Here is a 19629-nt window from a genome sequence, read left to right on the forward strand (position 1 = left end):
GTCCTTTTTCTTCTTGGTGCAGGCGCGCTCAGTGGCGGATGCGCACGATGCTGGTCATGCGGTCGACAAAGGTCTGCTTGTCGTTGAACAGCATCGGCAGCAGCGGGGTCACCGAGACCGCGTTGAGCTTGACGTGCGCCTTGCTGCCGTCCGCCTTGCGGTAACTCATGCCGCCCACGTCGTGGATCACGTAGGGCTGGCCGTACAGCTGGCCGATCACCATCATCACGTGGCCGGGGATGTAGACCAGGTCGCCCACCTGCAGCGCGTGCACCGCCTTGATGCGTTCTTCGCGGCTGTCCTTCGCGGTGAACGCGCGGTGTTCCAGCGCCGGGCTGATCGCCTGCTTGCTTGTATTGCGCGGCATCTGCACGCCCATGCTGCGGTACACGTCGGAGACGAAGCCGCTGCAGTCGCGGCCGTCGTAGGCGTGGCCCCAGCCGTAGCGCTCGCCGAGGAACTTGAACGCCTGGCGGACGATGTTGGCGCGGGTCAGCGGCAGGTAGTCGGCGGCGGTGTCGGTGTTCTTCTGCAGCAGCGCCGGGCTGAATCCCAGCGAGCCGTCGGCCTTGCGCAGCGGCAGCTCGATCACGTGCGCGGCGTACGGCGTCTGGCCGTTGACCGGCTGATCCGGCGGCAGGTTCGTCAGCACCGGCACGCGCGTACCCATGTCCAGCTGCAGCTGCGATACCGCCGGCTGCTCGCGGGTGAACACGGTGCGCTCGACCGCGCCGGTGATCACCCGGTACGGCGCCTTGTCGGCGTAGCCGAACACTTCGGCCGCGCTGCCTTCGGCCACGTTCTCTTTCTCGGTCCAGGCGGCGTAGCGCGGACTGACCACGAACAGCCACTTGCCGTCGGCGCTGGCGTGCACGATCGCCACCGGCGTGCCGGGAAACTCGGCGGTTTCCTGGAAGCGGTCGATGTCGGTGTCGCCCTTCGTGCTGAACACGCGCAGCGTGGTGGGGAACGTGCGCAGCGCGGCGCGGCGCACCACCAGGCCGTAGCGCGTCTTCTGCTGCGCGGGAATCGCATCGAGCGCGAGGTTGCCGACCACGGCGTCCAGCGTGGCGGCCGGCACCGGCTGGCCGTCGACGTCGAACAGCGGGCGGTCCGGCCGCTCGGACAGCGCCTCGATCCAGCCGGCGACCTGCTCGCGGCTCAAGGTTTTCGGCAAGGCGCGCAGATCGTGCATCGACGGATCGATCTGCAGCAACTTCGCGTTCTGCGCCTCGATCGCGGCGCGATCGAGGATCACCCGGTCGGGCTCGGCCTGCCGGCCGATCCAGAACGCGGGCGTGAGCTGCGCCTCGCCGACGCCGAGCACGCCGGACGGCGGCACGGTCAACGCATCGTTCGCCTCGTGCGCCTGCAGCGGGGCGCCGGCGAAGGCGAGCGCAAGCGCGGTGGCGGCAAGCAGGGGAAATCGCATCGTCTTGGTCCTATGTTGAAACCGCATCACCCACCCGCCAGCGTGGACAGGATCGTCGCCACCAGCAGGCCGAAGCCGGTGCCCAGGATGTAGCCGAGCAGGGCCAGCAGGATACCCACCGGCACCAGCGCGGCCGAATAGCTGGCCGCCAGGATCGGCGTGGCCGCCACGCCGCCAATATGCGCCAGCGAGGAGATCCCGCACAGGTACAGGTCGAAGCGGAACAGCTTGGCGAAGCCGACCAGCAGCACCGCGTGGATCGCGATGATGGTGAGGCCGCACAGCAGATACAGCGGCGCCGCGGCGATGCCCTGGAAGTTGCTCTGCGAGGCGAGCACCGCCACCACGCTGATCAGCATCGCGCTGGAGATCGTGCCGGCGCCGGGGAACTCCGCCAGCGGCGTGTGCGCCACCACCAGGCCCAAGCCGGTGGCCAGCAGGATCGTCCAGGTGGTCGCGCTGATCATGCCGGACACCGGCAGCCAGCCGGCCAGCCAGCCCGACAGCGCCGCCACCGCCAGCGCCATGCCCAGCCACAGCAGCACGCTGTCGTAGGTGGTCGGCGCCTTGGCCTTCACCGGCGCCAGCGGGATGTCGCCGCTGGATTTCGCCCGGGTCCAGCGGTTGAACGCCGGCGCCAGCCGCGCCACCGAGAACAGCACCACCACCCACATCGAGTAACCCAGCGCATCGGTCAGCAGCGACATCGCCAGGTAGGTGTCGGACATGCCGATCGCCTGCTTCACCGCGATCATGTTCGCGGTGCCGCCGACCCAGCTGCCGGAGAGCGCGGCCAGCGGCTGCCAGTCGTTGCCGGGCAGCCAGTGGCGATAGATCAGGTAGGTGCCGATGAAGGCCGCGAACAGGCTCAGCGAGGTGCAGGCGAACACGCCGAGAACCCGCGGGCCGAGCCGCCAGATCGCGCGCAGGTCGCAGTTGATCATCAGCAGGAACAGCAGCGCCGGCACCATGTGCGAGACCAGCATCGACTGCGCCGCCTTGATCTCCGCGTTGACCTGCCACAGCCCGGAAACCGCCAGCGCGGTGACCAGCAGGTAAGTCAGCACGATCGGCGGCAGCACCGAAAACACCTTCCAGCCGAAGCGGCGCTCCATTGCCGGAAACAAACCGGCGACCAGCAACATCAGCGCCAGGTAGGGCCAGACCGTATGGATCACATGCATCCCCTCGTGGATCGTTCGCGGGCATTCGCAGGCTGGCTGGTTTCCAGCATCAAGGAATAGCTGATTCTTATCGACTTCGATTGAAGCATAAATTATTGACCGGCATTTGCAAGCGTGTTACACAGCGGTTTCAGGGGATTCGTTGCGGGGACGTTTGTCGATGGATACGTTGCTACCTGTCGCACCCAAAGTACGCCGCCATGCACGTGGCTTGCGCGTCGTCGCGTCCCTGCTCGCCCTGCTGCTCGCCGCACCGCTCGCGTTCGCCGGCAACGGCGCCGACGGCAAGGCGGTCGCCCCCATCATCGCCCAGATCGACGCCGGCCACTTCAAGGCGGCCGACGCGGCGATCACCGGCGCCCTGGCGCAGCCCGGCCTGTCCGCCGACACGCGCAACGCGCTCGCGTTCCAGCGCGAACGCATGCGCCGCATCCTGCTCGACTTCACCCTGAGCGCCGACGAGGTCAAGGCGCGCGTGCGCAAGCAGATTCCCGACCTCGGCGACGCCGAGTTCGCGAAGTGGAACGCGGCCGGCCTGTTCGAGCACCAGGTCATCGACGGCAGGACGCTGTACTTCAAGCGTTCGCCCGGCAACCTGTTCCGGCTCAGCCCCGAAGCGGTCGCGCGGCGCGCCGTGCAGACGCCGATCGGCGACGGCCCGATGGAAGCGCTGAACGACCACCAGCGCGCGATCTACAAGACCGCACTGGCCGAACACCGCAGCAGCGTGCTGCCGCGCCGCCTGCGCATGACGCAGACGCTGACCGTGGACGCCGACGCCGTGCCCGCCGGCGAGACCGTGCGTGCGTGGATTCCATACCCGCGCGCGGTGCCGGGCCAGCAGGAAGACATCCGCTACGTCGCCAGCGTGCCGGCGCAACACCGAATCGCGCCCGAGTCGGCCATGCAGCGCACGGTGTACCTGGAAAAACCCGCGGTGGCCGGCCAGAAGACGGTGTTCTCGGTCACCTACGAGCTGACCCTGTCCGCGCAGTACCACGCGATCGACCCGGACCGGGTGCAGGCGGAAACCATCACGCCGGAACTGGCCCCGTTCGTGGCCGAGCGCGCGCCGCACATCGTGTTCACCGACGCGATGCGCAAGTTCTCGCACGACGCGGTCGGCGACGAGAAAAATCCCTACCGCATCGCGCAGAAGCTGTTCGCCGCAGTCGACAAGATTCCGTGGGCCGGCGCGCGCGAGTACTCGACGATCTCCAACATCAGCGACTACGCGCTGCACGCCGGCCACGCCGACTGCGGCCAGCAGACCCTGCTGCTGATGACCCTGCTGCGCCTCAACGGCATCCCCACGCGCTGGCAGTCGGGCATGGTGTATTCCGACGACGGCAGCGGCTACAGCAACATCCACGACTGGGGCTATCTCTACCTGGCGCCGTACGGCTGGGTGCCGATGGACGTCACCACCGGCCGCCTGCAGCCCGGCCCGGGCGACGACAAGTCGCTGGAATGGTTCTACCTGGGCGGGCTCGACAACTACCGCATCGCCTTCAACGACGACTACGGCCGCCGCTTCCAGCCGTCCAAGCGGCACTTCCGCTCCGACGACGTGGACTCGCAACGCGGCGAGGCCGAGTGGCGCGGCGGCAACATCTATTTCGACCAATTGGGTTACGACTTCGACTGGCAGGTCCTGCCAGCGACGCACGGACGCAGCGGCAAATAACTACTGGCAGCTTTTCATAAACATGGCATCGACGGCGTCGATGGGGAGATGGGGAAATGAGCAACACCCGGACATTGCGCAGGACCGTACTTGGCACGGCGCTCGGACTGGCGCTTGCCGCCTTCGGCGGACCACAGGCATACGCGGCCAACAACGACGGCTCGGTGGCCGGCCACACCCAGGCTGGCGCCACCGTGGTCGTGACCAATCCGGCCACCGGCCTGACCCGCACGATCACGGCCGACAACAACGGCAACTACCGCTTCCCGTTCCTGCCGGTGGGCCAATACACCATCAGCGCAAGCAGCAGCGGCCAGCAGGTGGGCCCGACGCGTAGCGTCACGGTGGCGCTGGGCACCACCACCACGGTGGACCTGGGGGCGGAGGGCGCGACCAGCCTGGCCACGATCAACGTTACCGGCTCGGTGCTGCCGGTGATCGACGTGAGCTCCACCGAATCGGCCACCATCGTCTCGCGCGCCGACCTGGTGCGCCTGCCGGTCGACCAGAACGTCACCTCGGTGGCGCTGCTCGCGCCGGGCGTGGTCAAGGGCAATGCCGGCTTCGGCGGCATTTCCTTCGGCGGTTCGTCGATCGCCGAGAACGCGTTCTACGTCAACGGCCTCAACGTCACCGACTTCTACAACCGCAACGGCTTCTCCGAGGCGCCGTTCGCGTTCTACGACCAGTTCCAGGTCAAGACCGGCGGCTACTCGGTCGAGTTCGGCCGCACCACCGGCGGCGTGGTCAACGCCGTGGCGCGCTCGGGCACGAACGAATTCAAGGGCGGCATGGAGATCACCCTGGAGCCGGGCAACTGGCACTCACGTGCCGACGACCACTACGACGCCGACGGCAAACGCTACCTCACGGCCAGCCGCGACCAGGACTCGCTGGTGAAAACGAACGTCTGGGCGTCCGGCCCGATCGTCAAGGACAAGCTGTTCATCTTCGCCATGTACGAAGCCCGTGGCAGCAGCCCGCGCAACACCAACAACGCCGGTAACTCGCTGACCTCCAACAACTCGGATACCGGCTTCTGGGGCACCACGATCGACTGGAACATCACCGACAGCAACGCGCTGCAGCTGATGGCGTTCTCCGACAAGAACAAGAACACCGGCGACGTCTACAGCTACGACTACGACACCAACACCATCGGCACCAAGACCAACAAGGTGTTCAGCGATACCGGCGGCAAGAACTGGGCGCTGACCTGGACCAGCTACCTCACCAACGACCTGTCGATGAAGCTGATGTACGGCCGCAACGAGCGCGAGGCCTTCACCCGCTCGCAGCTGGACATCGACTGCAACTACGTCTCGGCAAACAACGCGTTCATGCAGATCCACGACCCGGGCGTGCAGCTGGGCTGCACCAGCAGCTCGACCGTGTACGAACGCAACGACACCCGCAAGCAGGCGCGCGCCGACTTCGAATGGACGCTGGGCGACCACCTGCTGCGTTTCGGCTACGACCACGAGAACGATACCTCCGACTACAACCGCCACTACGCCGGGCCGGGCGCGTACTACTACAACCTGTATGCCGCCAGCGCCGGCTCCACCATCTCCAACGGCGGCGTGGTGCCGGCGGGCTACGACGCGTACGTGCGCGCGCGCCGCTACGAGATCTCCGGCACGTTCACGACCAAGAACGCCGCCTATTACATCGAGGACAATTGGCAAGTCACGCCGAACCTCGTGCTCAACGCCGGCGTGCGCAACGACAGCTTTGACAACCAGGATGCCGCAGGCCGCAGCTATATCAAGATGAGCAGGCAGATCGCGCCGCGACTAGGCTTCTCCTGGGACATGAAGGGCGACGGCAGCACCAAGGTGTTCGGCAATCTCGGCCGCTACTACCTGCCGGTGGCCAACGTGATCAACATCAAGCAGGCCGGCGGCCTGCTCGACGAGCGCACCTACTACGCGTTCGACGGCTGGGACTACCAGACCCTCAACGGCGTCGAGTACGCCATCCCGAAGCTCGGGCCGCAGATCGGCGCGGTCGACGACTCGCAAGGTGACGGCACCGTGGGCGACCTGCGCTCCGAGGTCGACAAGAACATGGATCCGGTCTACCAGGACGAGGCGATTCTCGGCTTCCAGCAGCTGATCACTTCGCAGTGGTCGTGGGGCGCCAGCGCCACCTACCGGCGCCTGCACAATGCTATCGACGACATGGAGATCAGCGCCACCTCGCAGTGCGGCGAGAACGGCTACATCGGCTGGGTGATGGCCAACCCGGGCAAGAAGGTCACCGTGTGGGGCGACACCAATTGCGACGGTACCGCCGATGGCTACCTCACTGTAGATACTTCGAAGGAAGGCTGGGCGATGTACGACTCCGACGGCAACTACCTGGGCCAACGCGGCTGGGTGAAGCCGAAACGCACCTATGCCGCCGTCGAGCTGCAGCTGAACCGCGCGTGGGACGAGAAGTGGTCGATGAACGCCTCGTACACAATGTCGTGGAACCGCGGCAACGCGGAAGGTCCGGTCAATTCCGACACCAATTTCGACGACACCGGCCGCACCGAGAACTTCGACGATCCGTTCGTGAACCTGGGCGGCAATGGCTACCTGCCGAACGACCGCCGCCACCAGTTCAAGCTGCGCGGCACCTATGCGCTCACCCCGCACTGGCAATTCGGCGCCGATGTGAATGCGGCTTCCGGCGGACCGATCACCGGCTTCGGCGTGGGCAATCCATTCGAAGGCAACGAGCCCTATCACAGCTATTACATCTGCGTGCAGAACTGCAATGCGCCGGCGTTCCAGGATCGCGTCTACGAGCGCTCGCCGCGCGGCAAGTACGGCCGCCTGCCGTGGACCTTCACGCTTAATACCGGCATCAGCTACATCCGGCCGTTCAACGGCGGCGAGTTCCGGGTCAAGCTGGCGGTCTACAACCTGCTCAACCAGAAGCGCACCACCCGAGTGGACCAGGACCTGCAGACCGACATCGGCGACGTGATTGACGACCAAGGAAACGATACCGGCGTCGGCCAGCTCAATCCGACGTTCCGCCAGCCGCTGGGCTTCCAGTCGCCGCGCTTCACCCAGCTGACCATGTCCATCAACTTCTGATCGTCCTCCCCGATCGCGGCCCGCCCGAGTGGCGGGCCGCTCTTTTTTCCGGTACCACTACAACAAACCACTGACAACGAGCCCATGTCCACGCAGACGACGAGCCGCCCGGCAACGCAGGAAATCACCCGGGAAACGGATAGTGCCCATGGCATGTTCGACGGCGTCGACCTGCGACAGCTGGCCGAACGCATTCCCACCCCATTCCATGCCTATTCCGCGAGCGCGATCAGGCAGCGCATCGACGAGCTGCAGGCCGCGCTGGCCGGGCTCGATGCCACCATCTGCTTCGCGGTCAAGGCCAACCCGAACCTCGCCATCCTGCAGCTGATGGCCAATGCCGGCGTCGGCGCCGACATCGTCTCGGTCGGCGAACTGCGCCGTGCGCTCAACGCCGGCATCCCGGCCGAGCGCATCGTGTTCTCCGGCGTCGGCAAGAGCGCCGACGAGATCGCCGGCGCGCTGAACGTCGGCATCATGCGCTTCAACGTCGAATCGCTGGACGAGCTGCACACCCTGCAGCGCGTGGCCCGCGCGCAGGAAGTGACCGCGCGCGCCGCCGTGCGCATCAACCCCGACGTGGACGCACAGACCCACGCGAAGATCTCCACCGGCAAGTCGGAGAACAAGTTCGGCGTCGGCATCGACGAGGCGCGCCGCTGGTTCGCCGAACGCAGCCGGCTCACCCACGTGCAGCTCGACGGCCTGCACGTGCACATCGGCTCGCAGATCCTCAGCGTCGAACCGTTCCGGCTCGCGCTGCAGCGGGTCGCCGCGTTCTGGCGCGAACTCGAACGGGCCGGCCACCCGGTCAACAGCATCGACGTCGGCGGCGGGCTGGGCGTGCGCTATCGCGCCGGCGTGGACCGGCCGGTGGCCGCCGCCGATTACGCAGGCGTGATCCGCGAGGCGCTGGCGGGCTTCCGCGGCCGCCTGCTGCTGGAGCCGGGCCGTTACCTGGTCGCCGAAGCGGGCGTGCTGCTGACCCGGGTGATCCGCATCAAGCCCGGCGTCGAACGCACGTTCCTGGTGCTGGACGCGGCCATGAACGACCTGCAGCGGCCCAGCCTGTACGACGCCTGGCACGACATCGTGCCGGTATCGGACGAGCCGCGCCCCATGGCCACCTACGACATCGTCGGCCCGGTGTGCGAGACCGGCGATACCTTCGCCCGCGCACGCGAACTGCCCGAATGCGCGGCCGGCGACCTGTTGCTGATCAAGGCCACCGGCGCGTACGGTACGTCGATGGCCTCCACCTACAACTCGCGGCCGCTGGCTGCCGAGGTACTGCTGCAGCGGGGCCGCTACGCCGTGGTGCGGCGGCGCCAGCACTTCGAGGAAATGATCGCCGGCGAACAGCCGGCCCGGAACTGGGAAACGCCATGAACACGACTGTCCGCCTCGCCCTCCTCGCCGCCTTGAGCTTCGCCGGTGCACTGCCCGCGCAAGCGCAGCAGGATCCGCCGATCACCATCGACACCCACGTCGATATCCCCTTCAACTACATGGGCGAGCCGCGTTTCGACGTCGGGCACGACACCCGCCTGCTGGTCGACCTGGGCAAGATGGAACGCGGCGGCCTGAACGCGGCGTTCTTCGTGGTCTGGGTGCCGCAGCACAAGCTCGACGCCGCCGGCTACGCCAAGGCGGTGAAACAGGCCAGCCAGAAATACGACGGCATCGGGCGCATGCTGATGATGTATCCGGACCGCATCCGCCTGGCCACCACGCCCGAACAGTTGCTCGCCAACCACAAGGCCGGCCTGCTCTCGGCCACGATCGAGATCGAGAACGCCTACTCGCTCGGCCACGACATCCGCCGCCTCGACGCCGCGTTCGACCGCGGCGCGCGCTCGGTCGGCCTGGTTCACGTCGGCAACAACGACTTGTGCACCAGCTCGCTGCCCGACACCGAGCACGGCGAGCCGGCGATGAACAGCGCCGGCGACAAGGGCATGAGCGACTTCGGCCGCGCCGTGGTGAAGCGCGCCAACCAGCTCGGCATGATGGTCGACATCTCCCACGCCTCGGACAACTGCGTGCGCGATGCGCTGAAGGTGTCCAGCACGCCGATCATCGCCTCGCACTCCGGCGCGCGCGCCGTGCTCGACCACCCGCGCAACCTGCCCGACGACCTGCTGCGCGCGATCGCCGCCAGGGGCGGCGTGATCGACGCCGTGGCCTACAAGGAATTCCTGAAGAAGGACCCGGGCCGCGAGGCCGCGGAGAAGGAACTGCAGAACGCCATCGCCAAGCAGGCCGGCGAGAAGGAATACGACAGCGACAGCGACGACTACCGGCCGGAGATGGAAGCCGGCATGGCCGAGATCCAGAAGAAATATCCGCTGGCCACCCTGGACGACTACGTGAAGCAGATCCGGCACATGGTGAAGGTCGCCGGCATCGACCACGTCGGCATCGCCTCCGACTTCGACGGCGGCGGCGGCATCACCGGCTGGAAGGACGCCGGCGAAACCCGCAACGTCACCGCCGCGCTGCGCCGCGCCGGTTTCAGCGACGCCGACATCGCCAAGCTGTGGGGCGGCAACCTGCTGCGCGTGTGGGGCGAGGTCGAGCGCCATGCCGATCGCCATTAAGCCGCGCCTGCTGCTGGCCGCGGCACTCGGGCTGGGCTGCACGCTCGTCCACGCGGCCACGCCAAGGGCGGAAACCGCCGCCTTCGACAAGATCGTCGACGCCACCGTCGCCCGCTACCACCTGCCCGGCATCGCGGTGGGCGTGATCGAGAACGGGCAGGTCGTCTACACGCGCACCGCGGGCGAAACCGTCGCCGGCTCGGGCCGGAAGATCACCCCGCGCACGTTGTTCAAGATCGCCTCCAACAGCAAGGCAATGACCACCGCCCTGCTCGGCCGCCTCGTCGATCAAGGCAAGCTGCGCTGGGACGATCCGGTGACGAAGTACCTGCCGCAGTTCCGCATGAACGATCCGTGGGTCACCGCGAACATGCGCGTGGCCGACCTGCTCACCCATTCCAGCGGCCTGCCCGAAGGCGGCGGCGACCTGATGCTGTGGCCGGAACCGAACGCGTTCACCCGCGCCGACATCATCCACGGCCTCGCCTTCATCAAGCCCGGCTACGGCTTCCGCTCGCAATACCAGTACGACAACCTGCTCTACGTGGTGGCCGGCGAAGTCGCCGCCGCCGCGGGCGGTGCACCGTACGAAACGCTGATGCGCCGCGAAGTGTTCGCGCCGCTGCACCTGGACCGCTGCCAGGTCGGCGCGTGGAACCGCGACACGGTGGGCGACGTGGCCACGCCGCATCGCCGCGACGGCGGCCGCAACGTGGCGATACCCGAAGACGCCGCGATTCCCGCAATCACCTCGGCCGCCGCCGGCGGCATCCGCTGCGACCTCACCGACATGCTGGCCTGGGCGCGCAACTGGCTGGTGCCGACCACGGCGCAGCTGAAGTGGCTGTCGCCGGTACAGCGCGGCGTGCTGCAGGCGCCGCACATGCTGATCCCGGTATCCGCACAGCGCCGTGCATGGGACGACACCCACGTGATGGCCTACGGCTACGGCTGGCGCATGGCCGACGTCGACGGCCAGTGGCTGGTCTGGCACACCGGCACCTTGAACGGCATGTATTCGATGCTGGCGCTGCTGCCCGATCGCAAGAGCGGCTTCGTGTTCATGATCAACGGCGAGGCGGACGACGCGCGCACCGTGCTCGGCGAGATGCTGACCAAGCACTTCACCGCACCCGACGAACCGCGCGACGTGGCCTGGTATGCCGACGCGCTGGAACAGCAGGCCGCGCAGCGCCCCGCCGGCTCGACCGCCCCGGATACCTCCGCACAACGGCCGGCCACCACGGCGGAGCTGGCCGCCTGGACCGGCGAATACCGCGACCCGTGGTTCGGCGACGTCTCGTTGTGCCCGCGCGACGGCAAGCTGCGTTTCGCCGCCGCGAAGTCGCCCACGCTGACCGGCACGGTGATGCGCCTGGGCGACCGCTACCTGGTGCACTGGGACGATGGAGAGCTGGATGCATGGTTGGATTTCCACGCGGCCACCGCCAGCCAGCCGATCACCTTGCGCATGGCCAAGCTCGACCCGCAGGGCGACTTCAGCTCCGACTACGAAGACCTGGCTTTCCAGCGCCGTGGGGGTTGCCACCGATGACTACTTCGACCCGCCGTCCCCTGCTTCTGCTCGGCTTGCTCGTCGCCCTCGGCGCCACCGGCCGCGCCCATGCCGAGGAGCAACCGCCCACCCTGTCGCCGGCGACGACCGCCGCCGCGGCCAACCTGGTCGACATCCGCAGCCTGGTGCCGGACATGGCCGAGGACATCAAGTACGCCGGCAGCGACAACTTCATGGGCACGCCGGCGGACGGCTATCGCGCGCCGGCCTGCCTGCTGCTGCGCCCGGTCGCCGAGGCGCTGGCGAAGGTCGAACACGAGCTGCGCGCGCAGCACCGGCGCCTGAAGATCTGGGACTGCTACCGCCCTGCCCGCGCGGTGGCGCACTTCGTGCGCTGGGCGCACGACCTCGCCGACCAGCGCACCAAGCCGCAGCACTACCCCAGGCTGGACAAGTCGGAACTCCTGCACGGCTACATCGCGGAAAGCTCCGGCCACAGCCGCGGCGCCACCATCGACCTCACCCTGCAGCAATGCGCCGCCGACGGCAGCCACTGCCAGCCGCTGGACATGGGCACGGATTTCGACTTCTTCGACGTGCGCGCGCACACCGACACGCCCGACGTCACCGCGCAGCAACACGCCAACCGCCTGCTGCTGCGCGACGCGATGCAGCGCGAAGGCTTCCGCAACTATCCGATGGAGTGGTGGCACTACACCCTCTCGCCGGAGCCGACGCCGCACACGATCTACGACGTGCCGGTGCAATGACCGCACCACGAACAGGGGGAATTCCGCCATGTCAAAACTGCTTGCCGGCCTCGCACTGACCTTGCTGCTCGGCGGCTGCGCCTCCGGCACCAAGCCGGTCGACCCGACCGACGCACTGATGCAGCGCTACACCGGCGACGTCCCCGGCGCCTCGCTGCTGGTGCTCAAGGACGGCAAGCCGATCGTCCGCCGTAGCTACGGCCTGGCCAATCTCGAGGACGACGACAAGACTACGCCGGCCACCAACTATCGCCTGGCCTCGGTGACCAAGCAGTTCACCGCCGCAGCGATCCTGCTGCTGGCCGAAAGCGGCCGGCTCAAGCTCGACGACCCGGTGCGCCGCTGGCTGCCCACGCTGCCGGAAAGCACCTCGACCGTCACCCTGCGCCAGCTGCTCACGCACACCGGCGGCCTGGTCGACTACGAAGACCTGATCCCGCCCGGCACCACCGACCAGGTCAGCGACGACGACGTGCTGCGGATGCTGTCTGCCACGCCGAAGACTTATTTCGCGCCCGGCACGGCCTACCGCTACAGCAACTCCGGCTACGTGCTGCTGGGCCTGGTGGTGGAGCGTGCCTCCGGCATCAGCCTGCCGCTGTACCTCAGGCAGCACATCTTCCAGCCGCTGCACATGGACCACACCTTGATGTACGTGCGCGGCGGACCCGAGGTGGAAAATCGCGCCTACGGCTACAGCGAAGAAAACGGCGGCTGGACGCGCACCGACCAGAGCGTCACCAGCGCCACCCGCGGCGACGGCGGCATCTATTCCTCGGTGGACGACATGGCGAAGTGGGATGCCGCGCTGTACGACGACCGCCTGCTCGGCGCCGCCTCGCGCAAGCTCGCCTTCGGCCCGCACGTGAAGGTCACCGGCGAGCCGTACGAGGCCAGCTACGGCTACGGCTGGCGCATCACCGGCGACACCGTGTGGCACTCCGGCGAGAGCATCGGCTTCCGCAACGTGATCGTGCGCTGGCCGAAGCAGCACCTCACCGTGATCCTGCTCAGCAACCGCAACGATCCGGAACCGTACCGCACCGCGCTGGCGATCGCCCAGCCCTACCTGCAGTGATCCCGATGGGAAAGCCGCTTGCGCCGATCCGCCTGTCGCGCCGCGCGTCCTTGCTCGTGCTGCTCGCGCTGCTCGCCGCCTGCGCACCGCTGCCGCCGCGCAACCCGCTGGCGACCTGGGTGCCGTCGCCGAACCACGACATCCGCCGGCCGGTGCTGATCGTGCTGCACTTCACCAACCAGCACTCGGTGCAGCAAAGCCTGGACACGCTGCGCACGAAGAACAGCGGCGGCCCGGTGAGCTCGCATTACCTGATCGGCGCCGACGGTCACATCTACCAGCTGGTATCCGACCAGTTGCGCGCGTGGCATGGTGGCCCCGGACACTGGGGCACGATCACCGACATCAATTCCGCCTCGATCGGCATCGAACTGGACAACGACGGCACCACGCCGTTCGCGCAACCGCAGATCGACAGCCTGCTGCGCCTGCTCGCCGACCTCACCGACCGCCTGCACATCCCGCGCACGCAGATCGTCGGCCACGAGGATTTCGCGCCCACGCGCAAGGACGATCCCGGCCCGCTGTTCCCGTGGCAGCAACTGGCCGCCGCCGGCTTCGGTTTGTGGCCGCAGGGCGAACTGGTCGATCCCCCCGCCGGTTTCGACCCATGGATGGCGCTGGGCCTGGTCGGCTACCCGCTGGAAGACCGTGCCGCTGCGGTGCGTGCGTTCCACCATCACTTCCGCGGCAGCGAAGGCGATGCGCTCGACGCGCAGGACCTGCGCATCCTGTACAACCTGGCACAGGCGATCGAACGCGGCCAGACGCCCGCGGACTGAAAGCGTTCGCTGGATCGCCAACGGGAATCGACGTCCCATCGCCCCTTCCCGTCGGCATCGCGGGTGGCCCACGCATGGATCGCCGGTGCGACCGGAGCAGGCAATGGCCGGCACGGTTGTCAGGCCGGATCAACCTGCCTATTCTGCTGCGATCGCTGCCACCCCTCGGTGCAGCTCCCGCGCATGACGCCATGATGGACGCACCACGAGATGACGGATCTTTCGTGCCCCGCATCGAATGACTCACCCGCCTGGGGATGGGTGGACCTGTTTGTCTGGAAGCTCCTGCCGGAACGTGCCGGCGGGGGCATCCCCTACATACAGCGATTCAAGGATGCATGGGTTCGGCACAACAAGACCCTGATCGAGTCGAACGCGGCGAAGTATGCGATGCCGGCGGAACTGCTCGCCGGGGTCTGCTGGATCGAGGTCGGCGGCGACCCCAGTTCGATCGACGGCATCGCTTTCGATGTCCGCTCATTCGACTGGAGCGGACCCAACTGGGTCGATCAGCACCTGACCGTCACCCATCATCCAGCCAGAACATCGTTCGGGGCGGTCAGCATGCAGCTGCGCACCGCCGCGCAGACCATGGGCATGAACCCGGCCGGCATGTCGACAGCCCAGCTGCGCAGCCTGGCTGACTGCCTGCAGAAGGATGTCTTCAACATCGCGATCGTCGCCCGCCACCTGCGCATGCTGATCGATCACGACGGCTTGCAGACGAACCCGCCCGCCCTGGGCATGGACCAGGTTCGTATCGCGGGCGCAAGGTACAACCGCGGCATCGGGCTTTCGCTGGAGCAGATCAGGAAGAACATGAGCTACGGCAACTTCATCGTGAAGTTCTGGCCCCGTTTCAGCGCGTTGCTGCGATGAAGGCGGGCAAGTTCCGCTTCGTCGCGAAGCTGGCCGCCTGGGCGCTGTTTGGCTGGGGCGTATTCGTCTTCATCGCGCTGCCGGACAACAAGTATGCATGGATGCAGCAGATGGACCCGTCGATGGCGCTGCCGCCCGACGACGCTTCCGGCGACCGCGCGATCTTTGCGCTGTTGTTGCTGGCTGCCATCGTCGCCAGCCAGCTGGCGCTGTTGGCGACGGCCACCCATCGCCGCGAGAAGGTATGGGCAACCGTGCTGGCACTGACCGCCATCGTGCTGTGGTCGTCGCGATTCTGGCGTTAGCGCGGCGTGCCCTGGCACGGCTTCACCAGGGTCACACTTCCAGCCGGTCGTCCGGCCGCGCGACCAGCGCATACAACGCCGGCATCAGGAAGACGCTGATCAGCAGGCGGGTGAACAGGCCGCTGACGATGACCAGCGCGAACGGCCGCTGGGTGTCGGTGCCCACGCCGGTGGCCAGAGCCGCCGGCAGCAGGCCGAGCGCCGCCACCAGCGCGGTCATCATGATCGGGCGCAGGCGCAGGATCGCGCCTTCGCGGATCGCCTCGGCCACGCCGACACCGCTGCGGCGCAACTCGTTGACGTAGGAGATGTACACCACCGCGGTCTGCACCGAGACGCCGAACAGCGCCAGGAAGCCGATGCCCGACGACACCGAGAACGGCGTGCCGGTCAGCCACAGCGCGACGATGCCGCCGGCCGGCGCCGACAGCACCACGCCGAGCACGGTGATGAAGGGAAACTTGAAATTGCTGTACAGGGTGAACAGCAGCAGGAAGATCAGCCCCACCGTCAGCGGCACGATGAAATTCAATTGCGCGCGCGAGGCGGTGTATTCCTTGTATTCGCCGCCCCAGTCCAGCCGGTAGCCCCGCGCCAGCTTCACCTTCGCGTTGACCTGCCCGATCGCGTCCTCCACCGCGCCGGCGAGGTCGCGCCCTTCCACCGAGAACTGCACGCCGATGTAGCGCGAGTTGTCCTGCCGGTAGATGAAGGAGGCGCCGTTGGTCACCCGGATATCGGCGAACTCCTTCAACGGCAATTGCTGGCCGTCTGGCGTCGCCACCAGGATGTTGCCGATTTCCTGGGGGTTGTCGCGGTACTGGTGGTCCAGCCGCACGACCAGGTCGAACTGCTTCTCGCCCTGGATCACTTCGGTCGCCACGTCGCCGCCGATCGCGGTCTGGATCAGGCCGTTGATGTCGTCCACGTTCAAGCCGTAACGTGCGATCGCCGCGCGATCGATCGTGATGCTCAGGCTGGGCTGGCCGAGCTCCTGCACCAGGGTCACGTCATGGATGCCGCGCACCTGCTCCAGCACGTGCTTGATCGCCTTGCCCTTCTGCTGCAGCGTGTCCAGGTCCGCACCGAACACTTTCACCGCCAGCGCGCTCTTCAGCCCGGTCTCCGCCTCGTCCACCGCGTCCTCGGCCGGCTGGGTGTAGTTGAAGGTGATGCCGGGAAACGTCTGCAGCTTCCGGTTGATCGCCGCGATCAGCCCGGCCTTGGTGCGGTATGCGCCGGTCCACTGCGAATACGGTTTCAGGCCGACATAGAACTCGACATTGAAGAAACCGGTCGAGTCGGTGCCGTCGTCGGGCCGGCCCAGCTCCGAGGCCACCGTGGTGACCTCGGGGAACGCGCGCAGGATGTCGCGGATCTGCGGGGCGATCTTCGCCGATTCGTCGAACGAGATGGTGTACGGCATGGTCGCGCGCACCCACAACGCGCCTTCGTCCAGGTGCGGCATGAACTCCGCGCCGATGCGCGGGACCAGCAGCAGCGACAGCACCAGCAGCAGTGCCGAGGCGATCGTGGTCGCCCACACGCGGGCCAGGCAGAAATCCAGGCCCTTGATGTAGACCGACTTGATCGCCTCGAACGCGCGGTTGCGCCGCTCGCGCACGCCCTTGCGCATGAACCACGAGCACAGCACCGGCAACAGGGTCAGGGTGATCACCAGCGAACCGACCAGCGCGAACACCATGGTGTCCGCCATCGGCTTGAACAGCGTACCGGACGGGCCCGACAGCACGTAGATCGGCAGGAAGCTGACCACGATCACCGCCACCGCATAGAACAGCGGACGGTCGACTTCCGCGGCCGCATCGCGGATCACCTCGATGAGGTTGAACTTCGTGCCCTCGCGATCGGCGAGCTGGCGGTAAATGTTCTCCACCATCACCACCGCCGCATCGACCAGGATGCCGAAGTCGACCGCGCCGATCGACAGCAGGTTGGCCGACGCGCCCTGCAGATCCAGGCCGACGAAGGCGACCAGCAGCGACAGCGGGATGGTGACCGCGACGATCAGCCCGGCGCGCACGTCGTACAGGAAGAAGATCAGCACCACTACCACCAGCAGCATGCCGCGCAGCAGGTTGTCCCTGACCACCTGGGTGGTCACCGCGACGAGGTCGCTGCGGTCGTAGAACGGGTGGACCTTGATGTCCTTCGGCAGGATCCGCTCGTTGAGTTCCTTCGTCTTCGCCTCGACCCGCTTCAGCACGTCCTGGGTCTTCTCGCCGGTGCGCAGCGAGATCACGCCCTCCACCGCGTCGTCCTGCTTCTCGAAGCCGAACTGGCCCAGCCGCGGCGCGATGCCGATCACCACGCGACCGACATCCTTGACCAGCACCGGGTTGCCGTCGTGCACCGCCAGCACCACGTTGCCGATGTCCTCCAGCGTCTGCAGGCGGCCGACGCCGCGCACGTAATAGAACTGCCCGCCCTGCGAGTAGAAGCCGCCGCCGGCATTGCCGTTGTTGGCGGCCAACGCGGCCTGCACCTGCTGCGCGGTGAGCCCGACTCCGGCGATCTTCGCCGGATCGAGCAGCACCTGGTACTGCATGCTGCCGCCACCGAAACCGGAGTCGTCGGCCACGCCGGCCACGGTGCGGTATTGCGGCTCGACCACCCAGTCCTCGAACGTCTTCAGCTCCATCGGCGAGCGATCGGAGCTTTGCAGCACGTAGCGATAGATCAGCCCCGACGGCGACGACAGCGGCGACACCGACGGTTTCACCCCGTCGGGAAGGTCGAGGTCGCCGAGGCGGTTGAACACCTGCTGGCGTGCGAAATAGTTGTCGGTGCCGTTGTCGAACGTGAGCGTCACCACCGACAGCCCGTACAGCGAGATCGAGCGGGTGTTGTCGGTTTTCGGAATGCCGGTCATGCCCTGCTCGGCCGGCACGGTGATCAGCCGCTCCACTTCCTCGGCGGTGTGCCCGGGCCACTGCGTGACGATCTCGACGCTGGGCGGCGACAGGTCCGGATAGGCGTCCACCGGCAGGTGGCGCAGCGCATGCACGCCGGCGCCGACCAGCACCAGCACCAACAGCGCGACCAGAAAGCGCTGCGCCAGCGAGGCACCGACGAGCCGGTTCATCAGCGACGCCGCGCGCTGCGGCATGGGCGGCAGATGGTCGCTCATTGGTTCTGCATGAACTGCACGAAGAGACCACCATCGACCACGATCCGGTCGCCGGGCTTGAGCCCGTCCCTGACTTCGTACTGGTCGCCATTGCGCGGACCCAGCGTCACGTGCCGCCGCGCGAAGCTGCCATCGTGCTGGACGACATACGCGAACGGCAGGTTCTCGTCGTCGCGCAGCATCGCCGACACCGGCATCAGCAGACCCTGGTCGGCCTGGCGCGACTGGATCCTCACGCGCACGTACATCTGCTTGCGCAGCACGTCATCGGGATTCGGCACCACGATGCGCGCGGCAACCGCGCGGGTATCCGGGTTCACCACCGCGGCGATATGGTCCACCGTGCCCGGCAACTCGACGCCCGGCATGCCGCTGTCGACCTGCGCCGGATCACCCACGCGGATCGTCGCCAGCTCGGCGGCCGACACCTGCGCCATCACCCACACTTTCGACAGATCCGCCACGGTGAAACACGGCGTGGTGCCCGCCTGCAGGAGCTGCCCCGGCGTGATCAGCTTTTCCACCACGGTGCCGGCGATCGGCGCACGAATGATGCCCTGCGCGCGCGCTACCGTGCGGCCCGCCTGGATCGCCTTGATCGTGCCGGCATCGACATCCAGCGCCACCAGCGCCTGCAGCGCGGCATCCCGATCGGCCTCGGCGCTGGCGGCATCGGTCTGCGCCTGCTCGGCCTCGCGCCGCGACACGCCGTCGTGCTGCACCAGATCCTTGTCCGCATCAGCCAGCCGGCGTGCGTTCTGCGCGCTGATCAAAGCCTTGCGGTACGCACCGATCGCGGTGGAGAAATCCGCCGAATCCACCAGCGCCAGCGGCTGCCCCTGATGCACCTTGTCACCCGGCGCCACCAGCAGTCGCGCCACCGGCCCGGAGAATGGCGCCAGCACGCTGGTCGCCTGGTCGTTGTCGAAATCCACCACGCCGATGGTTTCGATCGCGCGATGAAAGCTGGCCGGCGCAAGCGTGAGCAGATGGATGTGCTGGCGCTGGGCCGGCGTCATCGTCACGTTCTGCGGCGCGTCGGCAGCCGCTTGCTGCGGCTCCGCTTTCGAGGAACAGCCGGCCACGCCAAGCAGCGCGCTCAGTGCGAGCACGAACGCCGCACGACGTCGCGGCACAAAGCGCGTTGCAGAAG

Annotated in this window: 14 protein-coding genes; 10 read left to right on the plus strand and 4 right to left on the minus strand. The window is 67.3% G+C overall.

Features of this window, described 5'->3' with window-relative positions; genetic code table 11:
- Positions 1-28: 28 nt before the first annotated feature.
- The gene (locus KK131_RS06200) at positions 29-1432 is read right to left on the minus strand and encodes an SH3 domain-containing protein (protein ID WP_214555804.1); all 1404 of its coding nucleotides are present in this window, start codon (positions 1430-1432) and stop codon (positions 29-31) included.
- 26 nt (positions 1433-1458) lie between these two features.
- A complete protein-coding gene (locus KK131_RS06205) occupies positions 1459-2616 on the minus strand; it encodes a DUF819 family protein (protein WP_214555805.1) in 1158 nt (385 codons plus the stop codon).
- Between the two features lie 160 nt (positions 2617-2776).
- On the opposite strand from KK131_RS06205, the gene KK131_RS06210 reads away from it, so the two are divergent.
- The 10 genes from KK131_RS06210 to KK131_RS06255 all read left to right on the plus strand — a co-directional run bounded on the left by KK131_RS06210 (position 2777) and on the right by KK131_RS06255 (position 15325).
- Positions 2777-4303, plus strand: coding sequence for a transglutaminase domain-containing protein (locus KK131_RS06210; protein ID WP_214555806.1), 1527 nt, complete (start codon positions 2777-2779; stop codon positions 4301-4303).
- A gap of 56 nt (positions 4304-4359) precedes the next feature.
- The gene (locus KK131_RS06215; RefSeq protein ID WP_214555807.1) at positions 4360-7395 is read left to right on the plus strand and encodes a carboxypeptidase regulatory-like domain-containing protein; all 3036 of its coding nucleotides are present in this window, start codon (positions 4360-4362) and stop codon (positions 7393-7395) included.
- 84 nt (positions 7396-7479) lie between these two features.
- Positions 7480-8784 carry a diaminopimelate decarboxylase gene (gene lysA / locus KK131_RS06220; protein ID WP_214555808.1) on the plus strand — a complete coding sequence of 435 codons (1305 nt, stop codon included), beginning with the start codon at positions 7480-7482 and terminating at the stop codon, positions 8782-8784.
- Positions 8781-9995, plus strand: coding sequence for a dipeptidase (locus KK131_RS06225; protein WP_214555809.1), 1215 nt, complete (start codon positions 8781-8783; stop codon positions 9993-9995). The genes lysA and KK131_RS06225 overlap by 4 nt, the downstream gene beginning before the upstream one ends.
- On the plus strand, positions 9979-11550 hold the full coding sequence (locus KK131_RS06230) for a serine hydrolase (protein WP_250887044.1): 1572 nt from the start codon (positions 9979-9981) through the stop codon (positions 11548-11550). Before KK131_RS06225 ends, KK131_RS06230 begins: the two co-directional genes overlap by 17 nt.
- The gene (locus tag KK131_RS06235) at positions 11547-12281 is read left to right on the plus strand and encodes a M15 family metallopeptidase (RefSeq protein WP_214555810.1); all 735 of its coding nucleotides are present in this window, start codon (positions 11547-11549) and stop codon (positions 12279-12281) included. The genes KK131_RS06230 and KK131_RS06235 overlap by 4 nt, the downstream gene beginning before the upstream one ends.
- Before the next feature lie 28 nt (positions 12282-12309).
- Positions 12310-13359: a serine hydrolase domain-containing protein gene (locus tag KK131_RS06240; protein ID WP_214555811.1), complete on the plus strand. Its 1050-nt coding sequence runs from the start codon at positions 12310-12312 to the stop codon at positions 13357-13359.
- A 5-nt stretch (positions 13360-13364) separates the two neighbouring features.
- Positions 13365-14141: an N-acetylmuramoyl-L-alanine amidase gene (locus tag KK131_RS06245; protein WP_214555812.1), complete on the plus strand. Its 777-nt coding sequence runs from the start codon at positions 13365-13367 to the stop codon at positions 14139-14141.
- Positions 14142-14351: 210 nt separating this feature from the next.
- Positions 14352-15020 (plus strand): hypothetical protein, encoded by a 669-nt coding sequence (locus KK131_RS06250; RefSeq protein ID WP_214555813.1) that lies wholly within the window; start codon positions 14352-14354, stop codon positions 15018-15020.
- Positions 15017-15325: a hypothetical protein gene (locus KK131_RS06255; protein WP_214555814.1), complete on the plus strand. Its 309-nt coding sequence runs from the start codon at positions 15017-15019 to the stop codon at positions 15323-15325. Before KK131_RS06250 ends, KK131_RS06255 begins: the two co-directional genes overlap by 4 nt.
- Before the next feature lie 31 nt (positions 15326-15356).
- Here the strand turns inward: KK131_RS06255 and KK131_RS06260 are convergent, their stop codons facing one another.
- Together KK131_RS06260 and KK131_RS06265 are read right to left on the minus strand one after the other, a co-directional pair.
- Positions 15357-18476 carry a CusA/CzcA family heavy metal efflux RND transporter gene (locus KK131_RS06260; RefSeq protein ID WP_250887043.1) on the minus strand — a complete coding sequence of 1040 codons (3120 nt, stop codon included), beginning with the start codon at positions 18474-18476 and terminating at the stop codon, positions 15357-15359.
- Positions 18473-19612 carry an efflux RND transporter periplasmic adaptor subunit gene (locus tag KK131_RS06265; RefSeq protein ID WP_345777210.1) on the minus strand — a complete coding sequence of 380 codons (1140 nt, stop codon included), beginning with the start codon at positions 19610-19612 and terminating at the stop codon, positions 18473-18475. The genes KK131_RS06260 and KK131_RS06265 overlap by 4 nt, the downstream gene beginning before the upstream one ends.
- Positions 19613-19629: the final 17 nt, after the last annotated feature.

The sequence above is a fragment of the Rhodanobacter sp. LX-99 genome (assembly GCF_018599185.1).
In the GTDB taxonomy this organism is placed as follows: Bacteria; Pseudomonadota; Gammaproteobacteria; order Xanthomonadales; family Rhodanobacteraceae; genus Rhodanobacter.